The sequence below is a fragment of the Pseudoalteromonas sp. SW0106-04 genome (assembly GCF_001293805.1).
Classification (GTDB): domain Bacteria; phylum Pseudomonadota; class Gammaproteobacteria; order Enterobacterales; family Alteromonadaceae; genus Pseudoalteromonas; species Pseudoalteromonas ruthenica.
Genome location: NZ_BCAI01000004.1, coordinates 131,474 through 156,783, shown reverse-complemented (window position 1 = coordinate 156,783; position 25,310 = coordinate 131,474). Strand labels below are relative to the sequence as shown.

The 25,310-nt window shown below is 48.3% G+C and carries 25 protein-coding genes; 8 read left to right on the top strand and 17 right to left on the bottom strand.

All coding sequences use genetic code 11. From position 1 onward, the window contains the following. Positions 1-3: 3 nt before the first annotated feature. The 4 genes from W04_RS07090 to W04_RS07075 form a co-directional block, all read right to left on the bottom strand. Entirely contained in the window at positions 4-1,284 is a 1,281-nt protein-coding gene (locus tag W04_RS07090) for an imelysin family protein (protein WP_053910323.1), read from the bottom strand. 126 nt (positions 1,285-1,410) lie between these two features. Next, positions 1,411-3,171, bottom strand: a complete 1,761-nt coding sequence (locus W04_RS07085; protein ID WP_053910322.1) for a DUF4856 domain-containing protein — start codon at positions 3,169-3,171, stop codon at positions 1,411-1,413. Between the two features lie 331 nt (positions 3,172-3,502). Continuing rightward, on the bottom strand, positions 3,503-4,117 hold the full coding sequence (locus tag W04_RS07080) for a hypothetical protein (RefSeq protein ID WP_053910321.1): 615 nt from the start codon (positions 4,115-4,117) through the stop codon (positions 3,503-3,505). Positions 4,118-4,133: 16 nt separating this feature from the next. After that, the gene (locus W04_RS07075; protein WP_045978285.1) at positions 4,134-4,364 is read right to left on the bottom strand and encodes a helix-turn-helix transcriptional regulator; all 231 of its coding nucleotides are present in this window, start codon (positions 4,362-4,364) and stop codon (positions 4,134-4,136) included. Positions 4,365-4,547: 183 nt separating this feature from the next. Between W04_RS07075 and W04_RS07070 the strand changes: the two genes are divergently transcribed. Then, a complete protein-coding gene (locus W04_RS07070; protein ID WP_053910320.1) occupies positions 4,548-5,720 on the top strand; it encodes an acyltransferase family protein in 1,173 nt (390 codons plus the stop codon). A 66-nt stretch (positions 5,721-5,786) separates the two neighbouring features. Here the strand turns inward: W04_RS07070 and W04_RS07065 are convergent, their stop codons facing one another. The 5 genes from W04_RS07065 to ilvY all read right to left on the bottom strand — a co-directional run bounded on the left by W04_RS07065 (position 5,787) and on the right by ilvY (position 9,988). After that, complete coding sequence (locus W04_RS07065; RefSeq protein ID WP_045978174.1) at positions 5,787-7,043, bottom strand: cell wall metabolism sensor histidine kinase WalK; 1,257 nt, start codon at positions 7,041-7,043, stop codon at positions 5,787-5,789. Positions 7,044-7,048: 5 nt separating this feature from the next. Further along, positions 7,049-7,741, bottom strand: coding sequence for a response regulator (locus tag W04_RS07060; protein ID WP_053910319.1), 693 nt, complete (start codon positions 7,739-7,741; stop codon positions 7,049-7,051). A 15-nt stretch (positions 7,742-7,756) separates the two neighbouring features. Continuing rightward, positions 7,757-8,137, bottom strand: coding sequence for a DUF3019 domain-containing protein (locus W04_RS07055; protein WP_053910318.1), 381 nt, complete (start codon positions 8,135-8,137; stop codon positions 7,757-7,759). 1 nt (position 8,138) lies between these two features. Then, complete coding sequence (locus tag W04_RS07050) at positions 8,139-8,972, bottom strand: MipA/OmpV family protein (protein WP_053910317.1); 834 nt, start codon at positions 8,970-8,972, stop codon at positions 8,139-8,141. 131 nt (positions 8,973-9,103) lie between these two features. Further along, positions 9,104-9,988 carry an HTH-type transcriptional activator IlvY gene (gene ilvY / locus W04_RS07045; protein ID WP_053910316.1) on the bottom strand — a complete coding sequence of 295 codons (885 nt, stop codon included), beginning with the start codon at positions 9,986-9,988 and terminating at the stop codon, positions 9,104-9,106. 132 nt (positions 9,989-10,120) lie between these two features. On the opposite strand from ilvY, the gene ilvC reads away from it, so the two are divergent. From ilvC to W04_RS07025, 4 genes are all read left to right on the top strand, one after another. Beyond that, a complete protein-coding gene (gene ilvC, locus W04_RS07040) occupies positions 10,121-11,593 on the top strand; it encodes a ketol-acid reductoisomerase (protein ID WP_022945732.1) in 1,473 nt (490 codons plus the stop codon). 103 nt (positions 11,594-11,696) lie between these two features. Then, complete coding sequence (locus tag W04_RS07035) at positions 11,697-13,610, top strand: methyl-accepting chemotaxis protein (protein ID WP_053910315.1); 1,914 nt, start codon at positions 11,697-11,699, stop codon at positions 13,608-13,610. 104 nt (positions 13,611-13,714) lie between these two features. Then, positions 13,715-14,884 carry a tetratricopeptide repeat protein gene (locus W04_RS07030; RefSeq protein WP_026111222.1) on the top strand — a complete coding sequence of 390 codons (1,170 nt, stop codon included), beginning with the start codon at positions 13,715-13,717 and terminating at the stop codon, positions 14,882-14,884. Then, positions 14,881-15,756 (top strand): M28 family peptidase, encoded by an 876-nt coding sequence (locus tag W04_RS07025; RefSeq protein WP_053910314.1) that lies wholly within the window; start codon positions 14,881-14,883, stop codon positions 15,754-15,756. Before W04_RS07030 ends, W04_RS07025 begins: the two co-directional genes overlap by 4 nt. Here the strand turns inward: W04_RS07025 and W04_RS07020 are convergent. Next, positions 15,725-16,072, bottom strand: a complete 348-nt coding sequence (locus tag W04_RS07020; RefSeq protein WP_053910313.1) for a GIY-YIG nuclease family protein — start codon at positions 16,070-16,072, stop codon at positions 15,725-15,727. The genes W04_RS07025 and W04_RS07020 overlap by 32 nt on opposite strands. Positions 16,073-16,141: 69 nt before the next feature. Here W04_RS07020 and W04_RS07015 point away from each other — a divergent pair, with 69 nt between their 5' ends. Beyond that, positions 16,142-16,504, top strand: a complete 363-nt coding sequence (locus W04_RS07015; RefSeq protein WP_022945736.1) for an outer membrane protein assembly factor BamE — start codon at positions 16,142-16,144, stop codon at positions 16,502-16,504. 77 nt (positions 16,505-16,581) lie between these two features. Here the strand turns inward: W04_RS07015 and W04_RS07010 are convergent, their stop codons facing one another. From W04_RS07010 to W04_RS07000, 3 genes are read right to left on the bottom strand one after another with little or no spacing between them, the layout of a single operon-like run. After that, positions 16,582-17,142: a YdcF family protein gene (locus W04_RS07010; RefSeq protein WP_053910312.1), complete on the bottom strand. Its 561-nt coding sequence runs from the start codon at positions 17,140-17,142 to the stop codon at positions 16,582-16,584. Beyond that, complete coding sequence (locus W04_RS07005) at positions 17,123-17,443, bottom strand: RnfH family protein (protein WP_022945738.1); 321 nt, start codon at positions 17,441-17,443, stop codon at positions 17,123-17,125. Before W04_RS07005 ends, W04_RS07010 begins: the two co-directional genes overlap by 20 nt. Next, the gene (locus tag W04_RS07000) at positions 17,440-17,883 is read right to left on the bottom strand and encodes a type II toxin-antitoxin system RatA family toxin (RefSeq protein WP_022945739.1); all 444 of its coding nucleotides are present in this window, start codon (positions 17,881-17,883) and stop codon (positions 17,440-17,442) included. Before W04_RS07000 ends, W04_RS07005 begins: the two co-directional genes overlap by 4 nt. Positions 17,884-18,030: 147 nt before the next feature. Between W04_RS07000 and smpB the strand changes: the two genes are divergently transcribed. Both smpB and W04_RS06990 read left to right on the top strand, forming a co-directional pair. Beyond that, positions 18,031-18,513: an SsrA-binding protein SmpB gene (gene smpB, locus W04_RS06995; RefSeq protein WP_022945740.1), complete on the top strand. Its 483-nt coding sequence runs from the start codon at positions 18,031-18,033 to the stop codon at positions 18,511-18,513. Positions 18,514-18,913: 400 nt separating this feature from the next. After that, positions 18,914-21,514, top strand: coding sequence for a TonB-dependent receptor (locus tag W04_RS06990; protein WP_053910311.1), 2,601 nt, complete (start codon positions 18,914-18,916; stop codon positions 21,512-21,514). Between the two features lie 55 nt (positions 21,515-21,569). Here W04_RS06990 and W04_RS06985 read toward each other — a convergent pair whose 3' ends face one another. From W04_RS06985 to W04_RS06970, 4 genes are all read right to left on the bottom strand, one after another. Beyond that, positions 21,570-23,126, bottom strand: a complete 1,557-nt coding sequence (locus W04_RS06985) for an AbgT family transporter (protein WP_045978180.1) — start codon at positions 23,124-23,126, stop codon at positions 21,570-21,572. Between the two features lie 143 nt (positions 23,127-23,269). Further along, positions 23,270-23,548 (bottom strand): YfcL family protein, encoded by a 279-nt coding sequence (locus W04_RS06980; RefSeq protein ID WP_022945743.1) that lies wholly within the window; start codon positions 23,546-23,548, stop codon positions 23,270-23,272. Between the two features lie 2 nt (positions 23,549-23,550). Then, a complete protein-coding gene (locus W04_RS06975) occupies positions 23,551-24,678 on the bottom strand; it encodes an ATP-NAD kinase family protein (RefSeq protein WP_053910310.1) in 1,128 nt (375 codons plus the stop codon). Continuing rightward, a complete protein-coding gene (locus tag W04_RS06970; RefSeq protein WP_053910309.1) occupies positions 24,668-25,222 on the bottom strand; it encodes an elongation factor P hydroxylase in 555 nt (184 codons plus the stop codon). Before W04_RS06970 ends, W04_RS06975 begins: the two co-directional genes overlap by 11 nt. Positions 25,223-25,310: the final 88 nt, after the last annotated feature.

The window sequence follows — 25,310 nt, the reverse complement described above, 5'->3', positions numbered from 1 at the left end:
TCCTTAATCGTTATCACCCGCCGAAGTGGTCGGCAACTCAAGTGCCAGCTCATTGATAAAGTCGTTCTTCAACTCATCGGTAATGGCTTTAACTTGGGTGTGCACTTCACGTACCTGCTCTTCGTTATCAAGTAATGCAGTGGCTAAGTCACTTTCAATTGCCGCAATCGCCGCTTTAGTGTCACTGATCCCTTGCAGCATACGCTCCTTAGTGGCGCTTGCTTGCTCATCATCAAGGTAATCGTCGAAACCCACTAACGCGGGCTCGCCCTGGCGTTGACCCACGACTAGGGCTTCAAAGGCGAGCAAGTTGGCTTTGATATTCGCCAATGAGCTTTTAGCATCGAGGCTCTCTACATCCTGTGGACACGCAGACGTACCACAGGAGTTCGGTAAAATCCCTATGGGCTCCGCCAACTTTTTATCTTTGACCACTTCGGTTAAATAAAACATTGCATCAGAGATGTGATTCAGGGCGCTATGGGCAGATTCAAACTGCGACCCGCTTTGCCCCGCTGATTTGAGCTCGGCGGCAAAGCCATTGTCGCCCTGCCATTTTTCCAACAGTTCAGCACTGGAGTTGTGCACATCCATTGCTGCGGTGACAGCATACTCACAGCGCGCCACTTTACGCGCCAGCACAGTGAGGCTATTCCAATCCGCTAAGGCATCATTAGCAACGCTACAATGGTGATCATACTGCTCATTAAAGAGCACATGTTGCAATGCAAAAAGACCACGCCGTGTGGCGGTACGGGCACTGATATCGTATGGTCGCTCAGGGTCGTTATTAATGACGCCGTCTTGGTGGTACACCACATCTTGGTCAATGCCACAGCGGCTAATAGCAGGCCACGAATAAATACGGTTACGCAGCTCGCCGTTGTTGGTCAAAAGCGGTCCCATTTGCATCATCTCTACCTGCTGCCAAGCGCCCATGGCATCTAACCATGCATCTTGGGCTTCAAGCATGGCCGTTTGCGCTTGCTCCGAGCTACTTTGTACGCTGGCTTTTTCTAACTCACAATAACTGGCAATCGCACTTTGCTGCGCTTGTGCTTGCTGATGAAATAAAGTAAACGCCGGGGTGATCACGTTATCAACTAAACTTGCCACCAGCGCCGCTTCATCAAAGCTGGTCGGCTCGGTCGGTGAGGTTGGCTCACCGCTGCCACTGTCATTAAAACCGGCGCCTTGCGAGCTTGAGGTGCTCTCACCACAGCCGCCCAGAGCGAATGCCACAGCGAGGGCCAGAGCGCCCTGCTTGAGGATTGCTTTTTTCATTCTACCTTCCCACTTGCTAGGTATCCCACTAGGGGATTTAAACGACAAAAAGGCTAGCATTAAGCCGAGGCCTAAAAGCTAACCTTTTATGATCTTTATGCTGGCCTTAGGCCATGCTGCTGAGCCTTACCAGTTGGCAACATTCTCAGCGTTGAAACCGTACACTTGTTGCATCAAGTCACGAGCTGTTTCTAGGTCAGCCTTGTATGCGGCAATGGCATCAGCGTCGCCGGTGACTGGTGCGTCACCAAATAGCGCGTGTAACTCGGCGAACTTACCGGCATTGGCATCGTCATTAAAAGGAGAGAATGGGCTGAACTGGAAGTTCAACGCAAAGCCTTTCATCTCACCAAAGTGCTTAGCTAAGTCGGCAAAGTTGTCGGCACTGTAGTCACCATCGCTAATTTCATCTAAATCAGCCATCGTATCGTTGATGTAGTGCACAACCGTAGCGGCAACCGCCTTTTCCCAATTGGCAACGGCGATATCACGGTGCGCCAATAACTCATCCATTTGCGCGTCGCTAAGCTCGCTGCCGACATTATCGTTGATGATTTTACGCCCGGCTATAAAGGCGTTCATCGCTGCTGCGGTGAAGTCAGTGGTCACTGTCGCGCCACGGTCACGCTTAGCGGCGTTCGTTGAGTTACCCCAGTTATACTCTGCAGCTAGGTCAATCTGACCATTGCTGTCGTAATCGTTGTAACCATTAGCAAAACCATCACGGCCGCCCTTACCGGCGATTTCATCGTCGCTGTACTCTAGGTAATTGCGCGCCGCACCGAAATAACCAAAACCTTCATCAAACTGGTGCTCAAGCGTGGTGTATAAACCACCGTCTTTTTGCGCCACGATATTGTCGGTGGTCAGACCCTCATCCAGATAGTCATCAGTGCCTTGAGAGAACATCAATGCGCCTAGGGTGTGCTTTTGAATAAGCTGATTGAGGTCAAGACCAGTTTCAGTAATGTACAACTTAGTGATTTGATTGCCCGCTGGGTCAACCAACAGCTCACCTGCATTGTATTTATCAATGTTTGCCGCTAGCAGGTCGAAATAATGAAACACTAACCCTTCAGGTGTTGCGGCCTCGGCACCAAATTCGCTCCATCCCACAAAGCTACCGGCTGCAAGCCAGTCTTTATGCATTTTCGCTGCGTCTGCACCAGCGACTTTGCCGCTAAGCTCTTTACCCGATGAAGAGATTTGAGCAAAAGAGTTTTGCTTTGTCTCAATGCCATCTGCGAAGTTAAGGCTGCCGTCTTTGATGGCTTCATAGTCTCCCCACAATGCCATCAACTGCGCTTTTACTGCATCGCCGGTCAGGCTGTTCGTGGTTACAAAGTCACCAGTGAGTTGGCCAATGTAGTTTTTGATTTCTGCGCTTAGGGCATGGCGAGCGATCTGTCCGGTGTAGCTCACCGAGGAACCGCTTCCGAGTTTAGAATCGAACTCATAAAGGTTAACACCTGCTTCAGGGGCCACATCGGCAACCGTTACGGTCAGTTCATCTTCATAGCTTAACCCCCCCGCATCGGTCACTTTGATGTTTACGCTAACCTCAGTTTGCTGCTCGTAGTTCAGAGCAATACCGTCTTTAAGCTTGAGGGTATTACCGTCAACAATTTCAAAACGTGCTTCATCAGCGCTCAGCGTATAGGTAAAACCAGAATCAGCGTCGTCAGTGGCACTCAACGCGCCTACTTCATCACCCACTACATCATCTTTCACTGATGACTCGTCCAAGAAACTAATACCGGTGGGTGGATTATTTGTTGGTTGTTCTGGAGTGGTGTTATCTGATGAATCTGATGAACCACCGCAGCCAGTTAAACCTAGGGTGGCAGCTAGCACGGCACTAGCAACTAAAGATTTACGCAATGTCATGTTGTTATCCCACTAAAGATGTGAATCATTCTCATTTTAATTGCTGTCATTATAGGGATACTCAAATAACAATCAATGGTATTTATAAGTTTTTTTAAAATCACAAATTAAAATAAATTAAACAGGTACGTAAGAAACCCGCTGAGGGCTCACACTGTTCACATCACCGATGTGAGCATTAAGATGCGAATAAGCACTGCGCGCACGAGCAATCGTATATAAAGGATAACAACCGGACGACAATTAGGATGGACTGGCTAAAGACATAAGCCGAAATGCTCGCTCAGCGCCGAGGGCGCCGAGCCGTGGTATGTATGTCAGTACTGCACTGTTACACCACCTCCAGCGTGTCTGGTTTTTTACTGAAAAATAGCGTTAGCACAATAAGTGCCATCGGGAATAGCAGCAAGTTCACGTAGGCAAACACCATCGTCAGCTGCAAAGTAGCAATAATGAGTAGCATGATTGCGAAGACTTTTAGCAACACTTGATCACGAGCTGTCTCAACTAACAAGATAAGTGCCAAGGCAATAGCGAAAACGCTGTACAGTAACAAGCAACCACCGGCAATAAATAGGGCAACAACCGCACTATTTGAAAACGTTTCAGGCTGCATCTCCTGGCCTGTTATCGCAAAGTACAGATCAAAGAGTATGGTGGCGTGAAATATAGCGACAATACACGCCAAGATGATGAGCATTGTCCGTGCCAAGCGCAAACTCAAATGATTTTTTAATACTCTCGCCAGGGTCCAATAAATATAGATCTCAAGAGCACCAATCACCATAAACAAGGCATCGGACCAAGACAGGCTATAAAGGTCGTGTTGAAATGCGGTGTCAAAGCCATCAAACGCGTGGCCATATAGGTTGCTCCAATATAGTGGAAATAGAATCGCTAGCAATACCGTAGCGATAGCCGGGATAACGAGATCACGGTTTAACATATCTGCTCCTGAGATTTTATTTATCATTATCTAAGTAATCAGCATCACGCTCGTAGACCAAAATATCACCGGGCTGACAGTGCAATACATCACAGATCGCAGCCAAGGTGCTAAAGCGAATCGCCTTTACTTTGCCATTTTTGAGTAAAGATAAGTTGGTCATCGAAATGCCTATTCTTTGCGACAATTCCGTGAGTGACATCTTTTTCTTTGCTAACTCTACATCAAGGTTTATGCGTATTTTCATGCTGACTAAATTACGACCAAAAACAATGTTTGTCAAAATATATTTTACGATAAACATAAAACATTTTGGGTTAGGCTGATCGAGGGAGGTTCATTTTCAATGGCATAAGCGTGGTTCAGCAGTGGTCATACACGCCCACTCAGTGTTAGCATTAAAGGAACAGGGAAGTGTTAGGAATGTCGAATGCAGCAGCGTTTTCATTATATTGATAATTTACGGGGCTTAGCGTTATTACTTGGCGTCGTGTTCCACGCCGCCTTGGCCTATGGCCCTTATTTTCACAATATGTGGCTGAGTGTCGATACCAAAAAACATGTGCTGTTTGACTATCTCGCCATGTGGACACACCTATTTCGCATGCCACTGTTTTTTGTTATCGCTGGGTTCTGTGCCGCTATTTTAGTGACTAAACGCGGTAACGGTCATTTTATTCGCAACCGCTCCAAGCGCGTGCTGCTACCCTTTGTTATTTTTTTGCCACTGACGCTGCTGGTGCTATTTCAATTAATGGTATGGGGAGTAGAGTTCAGTGACCATCCCCCGCCGTTAGTAAATCTGTTGATGGCCGTGAAAGAGCCGCAGATCAACACTATGCATCTATGGTTTTTATGGTACTTGATGCAATTCTGTGCACTGTTTTGGCTGCTGAATAAAAATCAGCGGTTAATAAGCAAGTTGCTTGAGGTGGTTGTTAAGCCGGTATTTATAGTGGTTGCGTTACCCGTTGTAATAAGTGCTGGGATGGCTCACTTAGTCGTGCCCTTCCCTGCACCCCACACCTTACAGCCGCAACTTTGGGCTTATTGCACCTATGGGCTTTTGTTTATGCTAGGTGCAAGTTTATACCATCACCACAATACCGTATTAGCTGCGCTGCGTTATTTTAAGCCGCTCGTGCTCGTTGCCTGTTTAACCGTGGGCGCGTATTTTTACCTATTACCTGAAGCACCGAGCCTTGAACAAGTAAGGATTGCCGTAAATACCGGTGAAACTCGCGTAGCGCATATCAACCTGTTGTTAGTTGTAGTACAAACCCTCGCCATATTAAGCTGCACCGCTGTGGCATATTTAGCGGGCTATCGCTGGCTGAACCAATACAATGAGTATAGCCGCTACATCTCCGACGCTTCCTATTGGATTTACCTTATGCACATTCCAGTATTAATGTGCGTGCAAATACCACTCAGCAATACCCTACTTCCAGCCTTAGCCAAGTTCACTATTTCACTTAGTACCACGTTGTTGATAGGTTTTATCAGCTACCATTTCGGCGTGAGATATACCGTGCTGGGGATGTTGTTAAATGGCACCAAAGCAACGCCTATGCAAAGCAAGGCGATGGATTCACCGCGCTAGGGGGTATCTGCCGTCGTTCTTGTTGTGATAGTACCGCAAGGTGAGTAAGGCAGTGTCTGTATTTGGCTAGTCTAAGCCAAGGGTTTTGCCTTTGATAAACGGTAATGTGATGGTAAAGCGTGCCCCACCCAGTGGACTGTCGTCGACACTGATCTCTCCTTGGTGCCAATGAACAATTTTGCCACATATAGCCAAACCAAGGCCGTAGCCTCCAGTGCGTTTATCACGGCTTTTATCCAAGCGAATGAATGGTTTAAAGATATCTGCTCGTTTACTATCAGGGATCCCCTCGCCATCATCTTCGACACTGATGATACATTGCTCCTCGCTGGCTTGGAGGCGCACTTCTATACGACTGTGGGCATGTTTAATGGCGTTGCCTAAAATATTTTGAAATGCACGGCTGATAAAGTGTGGATCGCAACGATACAAATTAGGCTGTTCATAAATTACTGAGATTGCAATTGCGCTATCAAAATTGAGCTTGTCTACCAGTGATTCCATCAGCTCATTCAAATCCACTAGATGAGATTCTAAACTCGGACTTTGCGCGTCCAAGCGCGCATAATGCAGCATTTCACTGACTAAATTTTCCAGCTCGGTAACATCACCGGTCATCGACTGCACATACTTGCGCTGTTTTTCATCGGCGCCCTGCTCAACCATTGCCAAGGCAAATTTAAGACGCGCTAGAGGGGTGCGAAACTCATGGGATACGGAGGAAGTCAGTTCACGTTGTGCGTCTAGCAAGCTGTGAATACGTCGCTGCATCACTTGCAGCGCATCGGTAATGGGCAATAAAAACGAGCGGCCAATGTCACTGACCTGAAACTCGCGGCGGCCATCTACTTCGGCACAGGCTTCGCTGAGCTTATTAAAATCCCGCCACAACATGAAGCTCCACAGCCCCACCGGCGCACCAACAACCAAGAGCACTAACAGGTACGGCCAAAAGAAGCCTTCTTTTTCAGGCTTTTCCAAGCGTACTGGGCCCACTTGTAGAAGCTGTAAGTCGCCTACAGGGACATACCAGATAAGATGCTCATTGGCGTCATACACATGCACAGCTTCTTTGTTATCGATCCGAGTTTGTAGCTCAACAGGCAAGGCGATGGCACCACTGTCGATGGTGCGCATAGGATAGTGACTTTGGATATATTGACGCCCTAATGGGCTTTGTGCCAGCGCTTTGAAGTTATGGCCTAACTCCAACGCTAACGGAGTCGATTGTTCATCAACGGGCCACAGGCGCTCGATTACGCCGGTCACCAACACTAAGGATACAATGATATATAGATAAAGGCTGACGAACAGTTTGCCCAAATTAGTTATTCACTCCACGCATCGCTTACAAACAGGTAACCCTGACCCCATACCGTTTTTATTCTATAGGGTTTATCACTATTATCACCTAGTTTTTTGCGTAATCGTGAAATTCGTACATCAACAGTTCTATCTAAACCATCGTACTGACGGCCAATCATTTGTTCGTGTACATATTCGCGGCTCAGTACATCACCGGCATTGCTTGCCAGTAACCACAATAGCTCGAACTCATGAGAGGTCAGCGATACTTCCTGCCCTTTCAACGTCACAATGCGGCTATTTTTATCAATTTTCAGCTCGCCAAAAATTACACTTTGCACGCTTTTATCTTGCTCTTGGGTGCGCCTTAACAGTGCGGTAATACGCGCCAGCAGCACTCGAGGCTCAGCAGGTTTTATCACATAGTCATCTGCACCTAGCTCAAGACCGATGACCTGGTCAAAATCTTCGCCTTTGGCAGTCAACATTAAAATGGGTAGCGCGTACTTATCACGTACTTCGCGGCACACAGTGAAGCCATCCTTGCCTGGCAGCATGACATCTAAAATCATTAAATCCACTTTGTGTTTACTAAGGTAGTCCATCACCTCGTCACCGCGAGACAGCACTGCGACATGTAAATTATTCTGTTGCAGATAGTCTCGGGTTAGCTCTTGTAGAGCCAAATCGTCCTCAACTAAGAGTATGTTCGCCATGTGCCAACTCCTGAATTAAAAAAAACTCCACACCGAACGTAAGCGCCGACGCGAGCTTTGCATCGTTTGCAGTTCCAGTTGGGTATCTACGACTAATTCGCCGGTTTGTGCATGGGTAAGGGAGTATATGGCCGGTAACTGAACCTTGGCTTTATACTGCCACTGCCCTTGCCGTTGGTCTTGCCAGCATTGCAAGGTTCGCTCGTTCTCGCGCAAGCACACCGGCATCGCTTGCGGTAGTTGCCAGCGGATATGCATGGCCGTTTCGCACGCCTGCCCCTTTTCGGCAACCACACAGTATTGCGGAGCAATCACCAATGCCGCATCACTTAGCGTAAGCGTACTGCTAAGTTGCATGGCATTAACTAAGGTCGCTGCAAAAACGGCGCTGATCATATTAAAACACGTGCTTGAGGCCAATAAAGGCCGTTACTGCGCTCGACTCCTCAAACAAGGGACTATCATTGGCTAGGCTATGGTAGTCAATATAACCCACATGAAAGCGCAGCGCATTGCGCTTATTCAATATAAAGCTGACATCAATGTTGGCATAGGGCTGTAAAGTGCTGCCTAGGCTCAACGCATCTAGCCCGGTCACCTCTTGCTGTTGTAGGCCATAAAAGTAGGTATTCATTTCTGCATTAGCGTACTTGATACCTACCGTCGGTTCGACGATCCACCGCTGCATACGATAACTGTTACGCCAACTAATATCCGCGCGCCAACCATTATAGACACTGGTGGTATCCGCCAGCGCATTAACGGTGACTTGCCCGGCACTGGAAAAGTAATGGTACTCCAAGCCTACATCTAATGCCCACTGACGCTTTCGTACATCGTGAATATCAACGACCCGTGGGCCATCCATCTCCATACTAGCGAAAGAATTCCCTTGTAAAGCGAAGACGCGGCTCGGGTGCCAATCAACAAAAAAACGGGTTTCAGGGTTAAATTCAGTGACGACACTAAGCACATGTTCGGAGTGTTCAACAAAGGTGTAGCCTAGTTGCGCATTGTCAAAATACCAAGACTCGCCATAGTATGCGATATCGGGGATAAGTATTAATGGCAGATTATCACCACCATGAAGTGGATTGGTCATGCTGCCGTAGCCGATGTTAGCGCCGACATGCCACTGATTTAGCGCGACTTCCTCACCTTGTGCCGACGGCGCGCTAAACACCGCAGCGATCAGAAACATAGCCAATAGTCGACTGTGCGTGCAAAGCATAGATCACCCCTAAATTAAACGTCTCGACATGCTAGCAACACCCTTTTAACAGATCAGCAATAATTACAATCATTCACAAATTGCGTCCTTTTAATCACGCTTATAGAACCGACAGTGAATGCTCTTAGGCATTATTTCAGTTGCGCCGCTAGTTGCCAACATGCACCTAGTACTGATTCACTTAAACGGCGCTGTTGCGCGACTAAACCTATTTCAAAGGGCGGTGGCGCATCGTCCACATTTAAGATCTGCACGCTCTGTGCGAATGGACTATTTTCTAACACCACCTGAGGAATTAGCGCAACACCCAACCCCAAAGAAACCATAGAGACCAACGCCTCGTGACCGCTGACTTGCGCATAAATAGGCGGTTGTATACGCCGCTTTCGCCACCAGCTGATTAGTCGGGTACGGTTCTCTCCTTGCTCAGGAATAATAAAAGGCAGCTGCTGCCAAGGAATGGAAGGTGAATTAGCCACTTGGCGACTAATATCGCACGGTGTTTTAGGAGCAATAAATACTAATTGCGACCACCCCAGGCGGCGAAAGGCAATTTGCGCGGGTAACTTCGCTGGTTTAGCGGCGATAGCCATATCTTCATGGTGATCCAACACACGTTCTAACGCATAAGCAGGGTCTCCGGTATGCAGCTTTACTTCGACGCCGCAATAACGTTCGCGCACAGCACTTAATAACGGGTGTAAAAAACTATACGCGGCACTGACCGAGCAATAAATACTCAGCGCTCCTTGAAGCTCCTTCGCACCATGTAAACTAGCCTTTAGCTGTTGCCACTGCATCAACGTATTTTTCGCGTAGGTGATGAAGTGCTCACCAGCATCGCTCAGCGCCACTTGACGATTGTCTCTGATAAACAACTTGGCATCTAACAGCTGCTCTAACTGCTTTATATTGCGACTCAGCGTCGGTGCACTGATATAGCAGCGTTCACTGGCACGACCAAAATGCAAGGTCTCCGCCAAGGCTAAAAAATATTCCAACTGTTTATGATGCATAACACTTTCCAGCATTTCATATTATGAAACACAGTAATACAAATATATCATTTTACGCAATATAAAAAGTGGCCTACATTCTCTAGCAATGATTTTTCAAAGTGCAGCAATTTTTTATTCAAGGATTTAACCATGGCAAACTATTTCAATACCCTGTCTCTGCGAGAGCAATTGGCTCAATTAGGTCAATGCGAATTTATGGACAGCAGTGAGTTCAGCGACGGTGTCGATGCATTAGTTGGGAAGAAGCTCGTGATTGTCGGTTGTGGTGCGCAGGGACTCAACCAAGGCCTTAATCTCCGTGACTCAGGTTTGAATGTAAGCTATGCACTGCGTGATTCCGCTATTGAACAACAGCGTCAATCATTTTTAAATGCCAGTGAAAACGGCTTTATCGTCGGGACATACGAGGAACTGATCCCAGACGCTGATTTAGTGCTTAACCTAACGCCAGATAAGCAACATAGCAGCGTCGTGGAAAAGGTCATGCCACTGATGAAACAAGGCGCAACTTTGGCCTATTCTCATGGCTTTAATATCGTTGAGGAGGGTCAACAAATTCGCGATGACATCACCGTGATCATGGTGGCGCCTAAATGCCCAGGCTCTGAGGTAAGAGAGGAATACAAACGTGGTTTTGGTGTCCCCACACTCATTGCTGTGCACCCAGAAAATGACCCTGAAGGCAAAGGTTTAACACAAGCGAAGGCCTATGCGGCAGGCACCGGAGGCGATCGCGCTGGGGTGCTGCTTTCTTCTTTTGTCGCTGAGGTAAAATCCGACTTGATGGGCGAGCAAACTATTTTGTGTGGCATGTTACAAACCGGTTCACTATTGTGCTTTGATAAAATGGTCGAAAAAGGCATTGACGCTGGTTACGCATCCAAACTCATCCAATATGGCTGGGAAGTGATCACCGAAGCCCTCAAACATGGTGGCGTTACCAACATGCTGGACCGCTTAAGTAATCCTGCCAAGCTGAAAGCCTTTGCTCTAAGCGAGGAGCTTAAAACGATTATGCGCCCGCTTTATAACAAGCACATGGATGACATTATCAGCGGCGAATTTTCCAAAGGCATGATGGCCGATTGGGCCGAAGACGACACAAAATTACTTAATTGGCGCGAGCAAACAGCGCAATCCGCCTTTGAAAAGCAACAAAATAGTGACGTGGAAATAGCTGAACAAGAGTTCTTCGACAACGGGATCTTAATGGTTGCCATGGTGAAAGCCGGCGTTGAGCTGGCGTTCGAAACGATGACTGCAGCGGGTATCAAAGCAGAGTCTGCGTATTATGAGTCACTGCATGAAACACCATTGATAGCCAACACCATCGCACGGAAGAAGCTCTACGAAATGAACCGCACTATCTCTGATACGGCAGAGTATGGCTGCTACCTATACAACCATGCTTGCTTGCCATTACTGCAACCCTTTATGGCGAATATTGACACCGACGTCATCGGTCGAGGCCTAGATAGCCAAGATTTAGGCGTTGATAACCAAGCGCTGATCCAAGTCAATGATGCACTGCGCGCTCACCCGGTCGAGCAAGTTGGTGGTGTACTGCGAGGCTATATGTCGGCCATGAAGAAAATTGTATAACCCTTTCGCTTGTTAGAAGCCAAGCCCAGCTGCTTTGCACTGGGCTTTTTTTATTGCAGCGGGTAGAATTATCTTAACCTACTTATTGTTGCCCTAAAGTTGTATGAAGCTAGCTCAACTCACAATTCGCCAAAAAGTCACGCTACTGGCCTCGTTTATTGCCATCGTAGTGGCGGCCATTATTGGCTCCATTTCACTGTATAGTGCTAAACAGGCTATTGCCGAGCGCATGCTCCACTCCGAGTTACCCGCTAAAGTAGAAGCCATTAATAACCATATCAGTAACGAGATTAACACCCTGCTCAATGCCAGTGAGCAGCTAGCTAGCAGCGCTATGGTGGCGCGTTGGGCGCAAACCCAAGGACGCGCCGATGACGCCCTGCTGATTCAGCAGTTGCAACAAGTTGCACAACAATATGATTTAGCCACTGCCTCTTGGGCTAACCGCAATAGCGGCGAATACTGGAATCAAGACGGCTTTTTACGCGTCCTCACTGCTGAGCAAGACGGTTGGTTTTTCGCTTTTAAAGACAGCGCACAGACCCGCTCTATCAGCATTTATCAAGAAGCCCCAGGGGATGTGAAAATGTTCGTCAATTACCAGCAAGTGGGCGGACTTGGACTGTCTGGCCTGGCGAAAAGTATTGATGACATGCAGCAGATGCTCGAGCGCTTCACAATCGAAAAGTCTGGCTTTGTGTATGTAGTTAACAGCCAAGGCTTAGTGCAGCTGCACCCTGACGCAGCACTGGTCGCCAAAGCCACACTAGAAGATATTTATCAACAACCGGTTAGCACAGCGCTACTGGGCAATGAGTTTGCGATCACTGAACTCAACCTGCACCAAAGTGACTACTTTGTTGCCGCCAGCCCTATCGCTAATACTGATTTGTACGTTATTGCCCAAGTCCCTGCGGATGAAGTCTTTGCCAGTGTCAATGCGCTAATGTGGCAGATTGTTATGATTTCCATCGTCGTTGCAGCGTTAATGTGTGTGGCTGGGTTTGTTTTAGCAACGAATATTACTGCCCCCATTAAAGACATCGCTCGACGCTTTATTGAGCTTGGGCAAGGACAAGCACGCTTAGATCATCGTTTTGATACCCTGCGTCAACCCGAGCTGCGCGAGCTCACCAGCGGATTTAATGAGTTTTTATCGAAAATAGACAATGCGATTAAAGCGGTCGCACAGCAAAGCCAACAGGTCGGCCACAGCGCTAGCGAGTTGCGTCAGCAAGCCGGTGCTCAAGCCAGTTCGCTAGAGGAACAAAAGCAGCAAACAATCAGTGTAGCAACAGCTGCAAACCAAATGGAAGCCACGGTTGCAGAGATAGCCAACAACGCCGCTAGTGCAGCCTCGCTCACTGCCGAAGGGCAACAGCATAATGAGTTTAATCGTACCCAGGTAGCCGATGCACTGGCACAAATAAACAGCCTCGCCCAAGGCGTAGAGCAAATGAGCGAAGAGCTGCAAGAGTTGGTCGCCAAAACCTCAGAAATATCCGATGTGGTCAGTGCCATAACGGGAATATCCGAGCAAACTAACTTACTGGCGCTAAACGCAGCGATTGAGTCTGCCCGCGCTGGTGAACACGGCCGAGGCTTTGCCGTTGTCGCTGATGAAGTGCGCGCGTTAGCAAGTAGAACGTCTAGCTCCACGGCACAGATTCAACGCACTATCGATAGCCTTAACGACTCTGCCAACAATATGGTGGCGCGTATGGAGCAAGCCCGTTCAGGCGCGCTGCGCAGTGTTGAAATTATGGAGCAAAGCAGCACCCTGCTAAATGATAACGCCAAAGCTAGCGAACAAATTAACGACATTACCACGATTATTGCCACCGCGACGGAAGAGCAAAGCTCGGTAATGAGTGATGTGAGCCGACAAGTTGAACTGATCAGCAGTGCCAGTGACGCCATCGCCATGCAAAGCGCCGATGTGAAAGCCACAGTCACGACCTTGCACGAATGTGCAGAGCAGCTTGATGCGTTAGTGGCAAGCTTTGATAAGCGCTAACACTCATCATTTGTAACAATTTAGCGCCCTAATGCTTGCCTCTCGGTCTATAATTGATCAATATGTTGTTGATTGTAGACCGAGGTTTTCGGTAGGAGGTAACAATGCGGTGCTTATCTTTACTGGCCTTCATATTGTTGTTGGCAGGCTGTAGCAGTACTGAGCAATCACACCTGCCACCGCCGCCGGTGAATTTAACCTACCACCCCGAGCTTCAAGCCTTGCCTGTTGAAAGCATGGACGATATTTTCAACCTCAACAGCGATATGAAAGCACAACTCAATCAAGCCTTTGCTTCGCGTTTTGGTGATTTAAGTGCAACCAAACGCTTAATTATGTTCTTACTCAATAATGGCGATAAGAGTTTGCGTTATCAAAGTGGTGCTACGCTGACTGCTCAGCAAACCTATAACCAGCTCAACGCTAATTGCTTATCCTTGTCTATTTTGGCCTTCAGTATGGCCGAGCATTTAGGCTTAGAAGGTGAATTTCAACGCGTCCATATCCCCGAGTATTGGGCCCTCGACAAAGGCTACAACCTGCTCACCGGCCATATCAACTTAAAGTTACGCATGCCGAAAGTGCGCCGCAGCGATGTCATTAACCTTTATGACAACCAAGGCGCTATGCTGGTTGACTTTGCGCCAGATATCTCCGGTGACAACTTCAAAACCACAACCATCAGCAAAGAGCGTGTAGCAGCAATGTTTTATAACAATAAAGGGGCGGCGGCGTTGGTGAATAACAAGCGTAACGAGGCGTTCAGTTATTTCCTGGCAGCTACACAGATGGACCCAAGCTACTCTGGCGGGTGGGGTAATCTCGGTATCTTATTTCGGGTGATCGAGGATTATCAGCGCGCCGAACAAGCGTATGACTATGCCTTATTAGCCGATGCGAACAATAATACAGCAGCGGGTAATTTAGCCATCTTGTATCAACTTACTGGGCGTCAGCAACAGGCTCAAGAAATTGAAACCGCGTTGGCAAATAAACGCAAAACTAACCCTTATTACCAAGTGGCCCTTGGCAATGAAGACATTGTGAAGAAACAATATAGCCAAGCTTTAGCGCATTTCCGCAAGGCCCGTGAGTTAGACGGGCGCATGCATGAGAGCTACTTTGGACTGGCGCGTACCTATTACCTTATGGGCGATATCAAGGCCGCACGCAAGCACCTCACAATGGCACATCAGCGCGCGCAGTTTAAGTATGATAAAGAACGCTATCGCGGTAAGCTGGCAGCGCTGAATTTAGTTGCCAGTAATCGATGAGCAAATACGGATGGCTTATTTTGATGTTGTCGCTGAGCTCTGGCGCTTCAGCGACAAACTGGCAAGATGATATCGCCTATTTATCTAGCCCGGCATTGGCGGGACGAAAAACAGGCTCAGCGCCGAGTAAGCTCGCTCAACAGTATATTGTTCAGCGTCTCACCGAGCTAGGTTATCGCACTGAACGCGCTGGCTTCTCTTTTACAAGTGGTTTTTTTTCCAACACTCAAGGCATTAACATCTTTACCAGCGAATGCCAGACCCGCTGTTTAGTGATCAGTGCTCATTATGATCATCTCGGCCGCCATGGTCAGCGCTACTACCCAGGAGCCAATGATAATGCCTCAGGAGTCGCTGCCCTGCTGTACTTAGCGCAGCAACTGCAAGCCATGAAAGAGCAAATTATTTTTGTCGCCTTTGATGGCGAAGAGCAAGGCCTGCATGGGGCCAAGCATTTTGTCAAAACTCAGCCTGCGCAGCGCCTGTATACAAACTTAAACCTCGACATGCTGAATTTAACCAACGCTCGCAGCAGATTGTTCGTATACGCGCCACATAAAATGTGTGCAGCGGCAAAGCAAAGCTTAATCAACAGCCCAGTAAAACTCAGTGTAGTGCGTTCGGGAAGAAGCATTAATCGTCGCTTGGGGAAAAACATCACCGATTGGCGCCGAGCCAGTGATCACTATGCCTTTTTGCGCCGAGGGATTGCGGCAATATTTATAACCGCAGCAGAAGATAAGCATTACCACAGCCCTGAAGATACCTTCGAGCATATCAACAAAGCGCGTTATCAAGCTACGCTGCCCATGCTAGCGCAGTTTAGTCGCGCTCTACTCACTAGGCAGTGTCAGGCTGTAGCGCATCCATAATAGCCGCCGCATAATTATCGGTAGTAGCGATAAAATGGGCTTTCATTGCGCGACGCATTTTTTTTACTTGCCATTCCAGCTTACAGGCGTCACTGCGTGAGCCAACTGGAGTCGCAAAAATGAGTGATAACGGTCCTTTACCACGTAAATTCTTAGCCCCTTTCCCTTGCTGATGAGCCTCAAAGCGCTTTACAACGTCGTTACTCACGCCTGTGTACCAATGGTTATGACGTGTCTGTACGATATATAACCACCACCACTGATGACTTTCACTTTCTATAAAACTATTTGCCTTCGCGGCGGTCTGATGTAGCATTTGACGCTTTACCTTCAGTGCACAATAGGTATCATGCTAACAATAATTAATAAGGACTGATAAACGAACATGCAGTGGTTAAAACCGTATTCGCTGGCCGTAGCCGTAGTTTTGTCATGCAGTATTCTAAGCGCATGCTCTAGTTGGGTCTACCGCATTAACATTCCCCAAGGGAACTTTTTAGAGCAATCTGACGTGGACCAGCTTCGCGTTAATATGACCCGCGAGCAAGTGTTGTTCGTGTTGGGTAAACCAGTTGCCGAAGATGCGTTCGACGACGACACTTGGCACTATCTATATGTATTTAACTTGGGCCGTAAAAACGAACAACGCAAGCAGCTTACGCTTGAGTTTGAAGACCAAAAACTCGCCCGAGTTATCTCTGACGACTACGAGCAACCAGAACAATTTAACACTCCTTTGGAGCAATAAACGCTCATAGGTAATACGTAATAGACTCACAACTCGGACTCTTACGGTGTAAAAACGCGGCTTTCATGCCGCGTTTTTTAATTCCCTGCTCGCCAAGCGGCAATGTTACGCAGCTCCCGAGCCATAACCTTTCGTTCATGAACCAGCAATGCCTGATATTGGCTCGCACTCACAGGCGTTTTGCAACCATGGTAAGTGCGCCTGTACTGGCTATATAAAGCGTCAAAAATGCTCGCGACTCGTGCTAGATGAAAACCAGAAGTAACGATGTGTAAGCGAGCCTTTGCATGGCTTGCCAACACTGGCTGACTAAGCAATGCATCCTCAAAGGTAAAGCGGCTCATCGTTGGCGCAAGCAGTGCCTTGCGCTCGACGCCCTGGGTTATTAAATACTGCTGTTGAAGCGCACTATGAGCCCAGGGTGATTGATTAAAGTGCTCCCCAAAGCCACCGGTGCACAGCACATGCGTCTGACCTTGGCTGCTTAAAAGATGATAGAGCTTAGCCGCATACTCTCCCCGGGCTCGAGCGATGTCACTCAGTTGCCCAAAGCGGTCATTCGGTGCTCCGAGCACAATCACCACGGCGTAAGAAAGCCCGCCATCAGCGCTTTGCGCGCTATTCTTTGACTTTACCACCGGTCACTTTATTGGCGCGCCCCTCTTCTTTGGCTTTTTCCGCACGACGACGGCGAGCCTCTTTGGGGTCAGCAATAAGTGGGCGATAGATTTCTACCCGGTCACCTTGTTTGAGCTCAGTATCAAGCTTGCAGGTGCGGTTCCACACCCCTAAGGTTAAGTTCGCCATGTCAATCTCAGGGCACTTGTCAACGATGCCCGACTTCAAAACGGCTTCTTCTGCGGTACTGCCCTTAGGGATCTCCACCCGTAAGGTGGTGGCTTTGTCCGGCAGTGCAAACACGACTTCGACTTCAATCATGCCCGCTCCCCATAAACGACCTTGGCCCGTTGGGTAAACGCTTTTACCATATTTTTAGCTACATCATTGAAAATACGGCCAAAGGCCATTTCCACTAGCTTGCTCGCGAACTCAAACTCTAATTTCAGGCTGACCTTACAAGCATGCTCATCAAGAGGCTTAAAATGCCAATGACCATGTAAGTGCTTAAAAGGGCCATCCACCAGCTGTAAGGCAATGGTATATGCTTGCTCATCGAGTTTGTTTTCTGTGGTAAACCACTTTTTTAAACCGGCCTTGGAAATCTCCAGACCGGCACGCATGGTATTGTCTCCCTGAGCAAAGACTTTGGAGTCGCTACAATGGGGCAAAAACTGCGGGTACGCGTCGACATCATTCACTAAGTCGAACATTTCTTGGCTGCTGTACATGACCAGCGCTGACTTTTCTATCTGGGGCATAACCTCTCCTCACAATAGCCGCAATTCTAGCAAGCTTTCTTAAGCGCCCCAAGTACCCTGTGCAAAACCAGAAAACTCCCTTTATTCATTGAGCGCTAAGCAAAAAAATGATGTAAATACACAGACAATCAGTATAATGGCGACGTTATGGCAAAGAAAAAAACCGCAAAATCGACCTCAAATACCATCGCGCTAAATAAAAAAGCGCGCCATGAGTATTTTTTACACGATAAATTCGAAGCAGGCGTTGAACTACAAGGCTGGGAAGTAAAGAGTATCCGTGCCGGTAAGGTCAATATCTCGGAAACGTATATTCATATTAAAAACGGTGAAGCGTTTTTATTGGGGAGTCAAATTCAGCCCCTTAACAGTGCTTCGACACACACAGTGTGTGATCCGATGCGCTATCGCAAGCTGCTATTGAATAAGCGTGAAATTGACCGTCTTATTGGCGCAACCGAACGCGAAGGGTACTCGCTTGTTGCCACCGCTATGTATTGGAAAAAATGCTGGGTGAAACTGGAGTTCCACCTCGCCAAAGGTAAGAAAATGCACGATAAACGTGCTGATACCAAAGATAAAGATTGGGCTCGAGAAAAAGAGCGCACAATGAAACATAAAGTCAGATAAAAGCGAGCTCTAGCTCGCTTTTTTATTACTCAAGAAATCCCTCTTAAATTCAACACCTTACTTATCACTTTCAGCTGGCATTCAGCTAAATCACTGGTCAATAACAAATTTTATTACAAATTACCCCTAATAGGTCATTGCCAAATTCTTGTAAATAATGTTAATCCTATGTTGTTTGCTTGATTCACGACAGTCACCCTAACTGATTGTTAAAAAACGACGTGTAGACATACTCCATACCCGTAAGTCGGGAAGCTAAAAGGATTCTCTTGGCGACTCCTCACGCATTGACTGAGTATGCAGCCGTTTGCCCCCGCCGTTAGGCTTAGGTGTCTCTAGCAAATGTATTTAAGACAACTAAAAGTTTCCCTTTAGGAAACATAACAACAAGGATTTCAGGATGAGAAAGTTTACTCCGTGCACTGTGCGCACTGCCCTAAGCCTCGCTTTAGGCTCTGCTGCGTTATCCCTCCCCTCTGTTGCCAGCGCTAACGAAACCGGTGGTGAAGGTGTAGAACGAATAGAAGTCACTGGCTCGCGTATCAAGCGCACCGATATGGAAGGGCCGTCGCCAGTACAAAGCATAGGTAAAGAAGACATTGCCAATATGGGCTACGACAACTTGCAACAATTGCTAGAACGTATGCCTGTAGCCGGTAACGGCACCTTCTCTACTCGCGGCAACAACCAAGACTCAACCGCAAACGGCGGCGCCGCTGTTAGCTTACGGGGGCTGGGACCGGATGCCACTTTGGTGCTTATTAATGGCCGCCGAGTCGCCATCAGCGCCTTCGCCGAGAGCATCACCAATTCTTTTGTCGATATCAACTCGATTCCAGTATCAGCCATTGAACGTATCGATATCCTTAAGGACGGCGCCTCGGCCATTTATGGCTCAGACGCTGTTGCTGGGGTAGTGAACGTAATCTTGAAAAAAGACATTGAAGGGATTGAAATCAACCTCGGCTACGGAGAAACGACCGGCCCCGATTATGATGAAACCACTGCGAGTTTAGTATGGGGCACAACCAGTGATAAAGGCAGTGCGTCGGTGATTCTGGACTATTTCAAGAATACCGGTTTAGAGTCTGCAGAAATGGGTAAACTGGGTACCGCAAACCAAGCGCCTTATGGTGGCATGGATTTTCGTTCATCACGTGGGTTCCCGGGCTACTTTTACGTCAATGGTGAAAAGACTATCGACCCGAACTGTCCACCCGAGAGTGCCACCGCCAGTGGCAGCTGTTTGTTCGACTATGGTCCGTACGGTTTTATCACGCCTCCTGCCGAGCGCGTAGGCGCCATTGCTCAGTTTGATTACAACTTCGATAACGATATCACTGCGTTTTTAGAAATTGCAGCGCAGCACAACACCTCTGAAGCCGGTGGTGCACCAACACCACTTGATGAAGACGCAGGCCTTACCGTTCCGGGCTCCCACCCTAACAACCCGTTCGGACAAGACATAGAAATTGGTCGTTATCGTACCGTTGATGCGGGTCCCCGTCGCTGGGATATCGAGTCTGATACACTGCGCTTCGTAGCCGGCTTGCGCGGTGTGATCAACGACTGGGACTGGGAAGTGGCCGCGCAAAAAGGCCGTTCAAAGTCAGAGCAGACCGGCGATCGCTCTATGGGTTGGGTCCGTGTTGATTTCCTACAGCAGGAGATTGATGCCGGTAACTATAACCCCTTCGGCGGTGTCCAAAACGATCCGGCGGTCATTGACCGTATTACCACCAGCTTAGTGCGCCGTGGTGAGTCGCATATGACTTCTTTTGATGCCAGTATCAGTGGTGACGCGTTCGAATTTAACGATGCCATGGTGATGATGGCTGCAGGGCTTGAGTACCGTGAAGAAGATGTCAGCGATGTGCCTGACGATCAATTCCAGCGCGGCCTTATCTTTGGTACTGAGTCCGTCTCTGCCGCTGCAGAGCGCGACCAGTGGGCGGCATATGTGGAATTCTCCATTCCTCTGCGCGATGACTTAGAGTTGCAATTAGCCGGTCGTCACGATGACTACAGTGACTTTGGCTCTACCACTAACCCTAAGGTTGCCTTGAAATGGGCGCCTAGTGATGAGTTTTCCCTGCGTGGTTCATGGGCACAAGGCTTCCGCGCGCCGTCTTTGGCGCAGATCGGCCTAGGCCCATCAGAAGAAAGCCAATTCTTCGTCGATACCTATCGTTGTCAAGCCACCGGACAAGATTGCGATCTACTTGATTACAATATCGAGTTTGCTGGTAACCCAGACTTAGAAGCTGAAGAGTCTGAGTCTTGGAACGTTGGTGCTATTTGGGCACCCACCACCGATTTAGGTATTTCTGTTGATGTCTGGAGCATTGAACAGGACAACAAAATCGACGAGCAAGACTTCGGTATGATTTACAACACGCACTGTAACGATCAAAACAGCACCGTGTGTGTACGCTTGCCACCGGCCAATGGCGAGGCGCTAGGCGTTATTCAAACCGTTAATAGCACCTTTGAGAACGTCTCGTCACAAGAAGCGTCAGGGGTTGATTTATCAACCAACTACAGCATGGATCTTGCCGACATGGGGCTATTGAAGTTTAATCTTGAATGGTCTTACATGCATGAGTTCAACAAAGATGACCGTGAATATATTGGCGAGTACGAGTATCCCAAACACCGTGGCTTGTTTAGCACGAACTGGGAATTCAACGACTTCAACGTCAATATGAATATCAGCTATATCGGTTCATTCGAGGACACGCCGGATATCGACTTCGATGGTAACCTGGATTTCGACACCGAGACTTCTCGTGATGTTGCCTCGCAAACCCTCGTCGATATTCAAGGTGCTTATCACATCAATGATGCAGTACGCGTATCTGTGGGTGTGAATAACCTCTTTGACGACGAGCCGCCATTTGCCATTGGCGATGGTGATTCTGACCTTTACGGTTATGTATCGTCTATCCATAACCCCCGTGGACGTTACGTATACACCAACTTAACGTGGCGTTTTAACTAAGCCACTCACACAAAAAAGGCCGCGAATATCGCGGCCTTTTTGCTGGGCTCAACCCTTAACCATAGGTATACGAAGATTGAATACCCAATGGAATATCTAAGCCCCAATAGGCTAGCAAGAAGATGCTCCAGCCAATCAAAAAGGCGATAGAATAAGGCAACATCATCGCTATCAGCGTTCCTATACCGGTATTTTTCACATACTTTTGGCAATACACCACCACCAGCGGGAAGTAAGGCATCAATGGCGTAATAATGTTTGAGCTTGAATCACCAACACGATAAGCAGCCTGAGTTAAATCAGGAGAGATATTAAGCTGCATTAACATTGGTACAAAGATAGGCCCAAGTAGTGCCCATTTCGCCGAGCTTGAGCCGACAAACAAGTTTACAAAGCCAGTTAAAAAGATAATACCGACAATAGTCACGCCACTTGGCAAGGACAAGGCTTTCAACACTGCTGCGCCCTCAATCGCCAGTAATGCACCCAGATTAGACTGTGCGAATGCGGCAATAAATAGTGCACAGAAGAACGCCATCACCACATAATAAGCCATCCCTTCCATGGCTTTGGTCATCGCCATCACCATGTCTTTTGAGGATTGGAAAGTACCGGCAACAAAGCCATACACCGCCCCTGGGATCCAGAACAATAAGAAAATAAGCGGTACGATGGATTGCATGATTGGTGCGCTAAAATCAGCCAGCTTGCCATTTTCGGCGCGCAGTGGTGAGTCACCTAAACTAGCTACATACGCTAACAGCGCCAAGCCAGCGAGCATCACGGCAGTGGCAATAAAGAAGGCTTTTTTTTCTTTCGAGGTCGCCGTTTCAAAAGCCGGCAATTCATCGGTGTTACCATCAACCGGAGAGTTCTTTAACCGTGGCTCAATAATCTTGTCGGTGATGTACCACCCCACCAAGACAATGAAGATACTCGACATAGAGGTAAAGTAGTAATTGTTAAGCGGGTTGATTTCCATTGTTGGGTTAATGATCTGCGCCGCACTTTGGGTAAAGCTTTGTAATAGCGGGTCGATACCTGAGGGAATAAAGTTAGCACTAAAGCCACCGCTCACACCGGCAAATGCCGCTGCGATACCCGCCAATGGGTGGCGCCCCATGGCGTAGAAAATAACCCCGGCAAGTGGGATCACTAATACATAGCCGGCGTCTGTCGCGGTATGCGACACAATACCGACCAAAATAATCATCGGTGTAAGTAAGGCTTGCGGAGTGCGTTTAAGCATCAGCTTAATGCCGGTATTGATATAGCCACTGTGCTCAGCAACGCCAACACCGAGCATCGCCACCAGCACCACACCTAATGGCGCAAAGCCGGTGAAGGTCTTCACCATCGAGGCGAGAAAGCCAGCCAAAGCATCGCCGGTGAGTAGGTTATTAACCACAATAGGCGCATTGGTGCGCGGGTCAATGACATCAAAGGTAACGCCTGAGAATACCCAAGAAAGCACCCAGATCAGTAACATAGAGAACAAGAAAATCATTGCCGGATCGGGCAACTTGTTCCCCACATGCTCAATAGTATTTAAAAAGCGCGCGATAGCGCCAGTTGGTGCAGCTCCTTGCTGGCCACCGTTATTATTATTCATTATCACTCCTTAGCTAAAGCGAGTGCGTGAACATCCGCCACGCAATTTCCACTGTGCAGACTACTGCAAAATGCCCATAAAGGCTATATAGACAAAAACACCAGCTAGCTGGTGTTTTTAGGTATTCGTGTAACGCAATGGGGCTAGTTGGCAAGCGCCTTAACTTGCTCCCAAATCACCACCACATGATCTCGGTCGGTGTCATCCAGCTCACCATTTTGATAGGCCTTTACCAAGCTTTCTTCCACCTGTTGGTTGAGCTCATCTGGGGTTAACGGCAAGTTCTCTACCTGCGCATAACCGACAGCCAAATCAAAGTGGCCGCGCAGATAACCGCCCGCGAAGAGCTGATCGTCATCGGCATTATCAACCAAATCATCAAAAAACTGCTGTGCCGCATCGACATACTGTGTGTAAGGCATTACTACTCCTCAAAGTGGCCCACGGCGTAGAGCACATGGTCATTAAAGCCTGTGGTTATTTGTATATAACCGGATAATTCGTCGTCTAGTTCGCTGTCGCCGGTATCACAAACCAATGGCCGCCCTTGCAGCGCTTGCAATTTGCTTTTCGTAGCAACAACGATGATATTGTCTTTTCCTATAGCGCGAATAAGCGCTGGGCTCAGTTGCTGGTTTCCTCTGCCGAATAAATGTCCTTGGCCACCAATGAGGGTAATAACCAGCTTGGTTGGCGCCTGCTCGACAGCACTAAGCAACTGCTGCGCGGTCATATCCTGCCCGATTAACGCTTGATCTTGAACTAAATCCACCCCTAGCAAGGTGTTCTCTAGGCCCATCTCTTCCATAACTGCTGCAACCGTAGAACCGGAGCCCATAATGTACTGGGATTGTTCATCCATCTCGCTGACCACAAAGGCTGCGATGTCAGCAAGTACTAACTCATCAACTTCTTTACCGCCGGCATTTTTCACTGCTTGCACATAGCGTAACTCGCTGGGAACGCGCAGCTCGCCGTAGCGTTTGGCGCGCACTGCACCTTGGCGAAAAGCCTGCTCATCAATGTCCATAACATCACTTTCGCTAAGGGTCACCAGCTCGCCTTTAACCAGCATTTCCACCACCCTACCCGCCGCTTTTGGGGTAATGGCATACACGCCTGAGTGAATTTTACAGCCCGCAGGAATGCCCAGCGCCGGCAGCGTATCATCAATGGCATGACAGATATTTCTGGCGGTGCCATCGCCTCCGGCAAACAATAATAAATCCACACCTATAGCCTGCAACGCTTTTGCCGCCAGCTCAGTGTCTTGAGCCGTGGTTGAGCGCTCACTGTGATACACCACTTCAACGTCAAAGCCGAGCTCTTTGGCGACTTGTTCGCCCATGGAGTCATTGACAGTGTAAATACACAGTTGCTCGCGATAAGCGAGAAGCTGCTCTAGGGCCGCACGGGTACGTAGGTTCGCTTTCGGCTCGGCGCCAAGGGCGATGGCTTTAGCTGCCGTTTGCGCACCATCACTGCCTTTGAGCGCAACTGAGCCCCCTAGCCCGGCCAAGGGGTTAACAATTAAACCTAGTTTAAAGCGCATCGTGTTGCTCCTGTATACCCTGCCACTGCACCCGCTCTGGCGTCAGTGGGTAAGGTTGCTGATAATGCTGACTCAAGGCTTGTAATATGCGCTCAGTGCGAGCATTAAAGCCCTGCTCAATAAGCCTGACTAGCTTGTCGTACACCCGTTGCTGAAAACGGAATCGGCAGGTTTGCTCACCACCGAGATTATCCGCTGACACATTAAAGGGAAAACCCGCCGCCAGAGATAACGCCCATTCAATTGCTTGTGGATGCACTTCCACCTGCTCAAATGCCTGCTGTTGCTCTTTACTGCGCCCATCAGGGCAGTACCAGTAACCGTAGTCTTCACGAGTTCTGCGCTCAGCACCGGCAACAAGCCAATGAGCAATCTCATGCAGAGCACTTGCGAAAAATCCATGGGCAAAGACAATCCGGTGATAACCGCACTGTTCGTCTGCAGGCAAGTAAATGGGCTCGTCCTCACCGCGCACCAAGCGGGTGGTGTAATCCGCATAAAACGTGCGCTCAAATAGCGCGATTAATTCATCAACGTGGTGCATAACAAAATTGAAAACAAAAACACCGCAGGATTGTACGGATTTTGCGAGGTAAAGTAAAAACGCAGCCCTGTTGGCTGCGTCACTTTAT

What these genes read in the sequence shown, in the direction of transcription:
- ilvY (WP_053910316.1), bottom strand. Translation starts at nt 9,988, where the DNA reads ATGCATCATAAACAGTTGGAATATTTTTTAGCCTTGGCGGAGACCTTG.
- W04_RS06990 (WP_053910311.1), top strand. Translation starts at nt 18,914, where the DNA reads ATGAGAAAGTTTACTCCGTGCACTGTGCGCACTGCCCTAAGCCTCGCT.
- W04_RS06985 (WP_045978180.1), bottom strand. Translation starts at nt 23,126, where the DNA reads ATGAATAATAATAACGGTGGCCAGCAAGGAGCTGCACCAACTGGCGCT.
- W04_RS06970 (WP_053910309.1), bottom strand. Translation starts at nt 25,222, where the DNA reads ATGCACCACGTTGATGAATTAATCGCGCTATTTGAGCGCACGTTTTAT.
- smpB (WP_022945740.1), top strand. Translation starts at nt 18,031, where the DNA reads ATGGCAAAGAAAAAAACCGCAAAATCGACCTCAAATACCATCGCGCTA.
- W04_RS07030 (WP_026111222.1), top strand. Translation starts at nt 13,715, where the DNA reads ATGCGGTGCTTATCTTTACTGGCCTTCATATTGTTGTTGGCAGGCTGT.
- W04_RS07000 (WP_022945739.1), bottom strand. Translation starts at nt 17,883, where the DNA reads ATGCCCCAGATAGAAAAGTCAGCGCTGGTCATGTACAGCAGCCAAGAA.
- ilvC (WP_022945732.1), top strand. Translation starts at nt 10,121, where the DNA reads ATGGCAAACTATTTCAATACCCTGTCTCTGCGAGAGCAATTGGCTCAA.
- W04_RS07055 (WP_053910318.1), bottom strand. Translation starts at nt 8,137, where the DNA reads ATGATCAGCGCCGTTTTTGCAGCGACCTTAGTTAATGCCATGCAACTT.
- W04_RS06975 (WP_053910310.1), bottom strand. Translation starts at nt 24,678, where the DNA reads ATGCGCTTTAAACTAGGTTTAATTGTTAACCCCTTGGCCGGGCTAGGG.
- W04_RS07020 (WP_053910313.1), bottom strand. Translation starts at nt 16,072, where the DNA reads ATGCTACATCAGACCGCCGCGAAGGCAAATAGTTTTATAGAAAGTGAA.
- W04_RS07060 (WP_053910319.1), bottom strand. Translation starts at nt 7,741, where the DNA reads ATGGCGAACATACTCTTAGTTGAGGACGATTTGGCTCTACAAGAGCTA.
- W04_RS07090 (WP_053910323.1), bottom strand. Translation starts at nt 1,284, where the DNA reads ATGAAAAAAGCAATCCTCAAGCAGGGCGCTCTGGCCCTCGCTGTGGCA.
- W04_RS07025 (WP_053910314.1), top strand. Translation starts at nt 14,881, where the DNA reads ATGAGCAAATACGGATGGCTTATTTTGATGTTGTCGCTGAGCTCTGGC.
- W04_RS07035 (WP_053910315.1), top strand. Translation starts at nt 11,697, where the DNA reads ATGAAGCTAGCTCAACTCACAATTCGCCAAAAAGTCACGCTACTGGCC.
- W04_RS07075 (WP_045978285.1), bottom strand. Translation starts at nt 4,364, where the DNA reads ATGAAAATACGCATAAACCTTGATGTAGAGTTAGCAAAGAAAAAGATG.
- W04_RS07070 (WP_053910320.1), top strand. Translation starts at nt 4,548, where the DNA reads ATGCAGCAGCGTTTTCATTATATTGATAATTTACGGGGCTTAGCGTTA.
- W04_RS07005 (WP_022945738.1), bottom strand. Translation starts at nt 17,443, where the DNA reads ATGATTGAAGTCGAAGTCGTGTTTGCACTGCCGGACAAAGCCACCACC.
- W04_RS07050 (WP_053910317.1), bottom strand. Translation starts at nt 8,972, where the DNA reads ATGCTTTGCACGCACAGTCGACTATTGGCTATGTTTCTGATCGCTGCG.
- W04_RS07085 (WP_053910322.1), bottom strand. Translation starts at nt 3,171, where the DNA reads ATGACATTGCGTAAATCTTTAGTTGCTAGTGCCGTGCTAGCTGCCACC.
- W04_RS07015 (WP_022945736.1), top strand. Translation starts at nt 16,142, where the DNA reads ATGCAGTGGTTAAAACCGTATTCGCTGGCCGTAGCCGTAGTTTTGTCA.
- W04_RS07080 (WP_053910321.1), bottom strand. Translation starts at nt 4,117, where the DNA reads ATGTTAAACCGTGATCTCGTTATCCCGGCTATCGCTACGGTATTGCTA.
- W04_RS06980 (WP_022945743.1), bottom strand. Translation starts at nt 23,548, where the DNA reads ATGCCTTACACACAGTATGTCGATGCGGCACAGCAGTTTTTTGATGAT.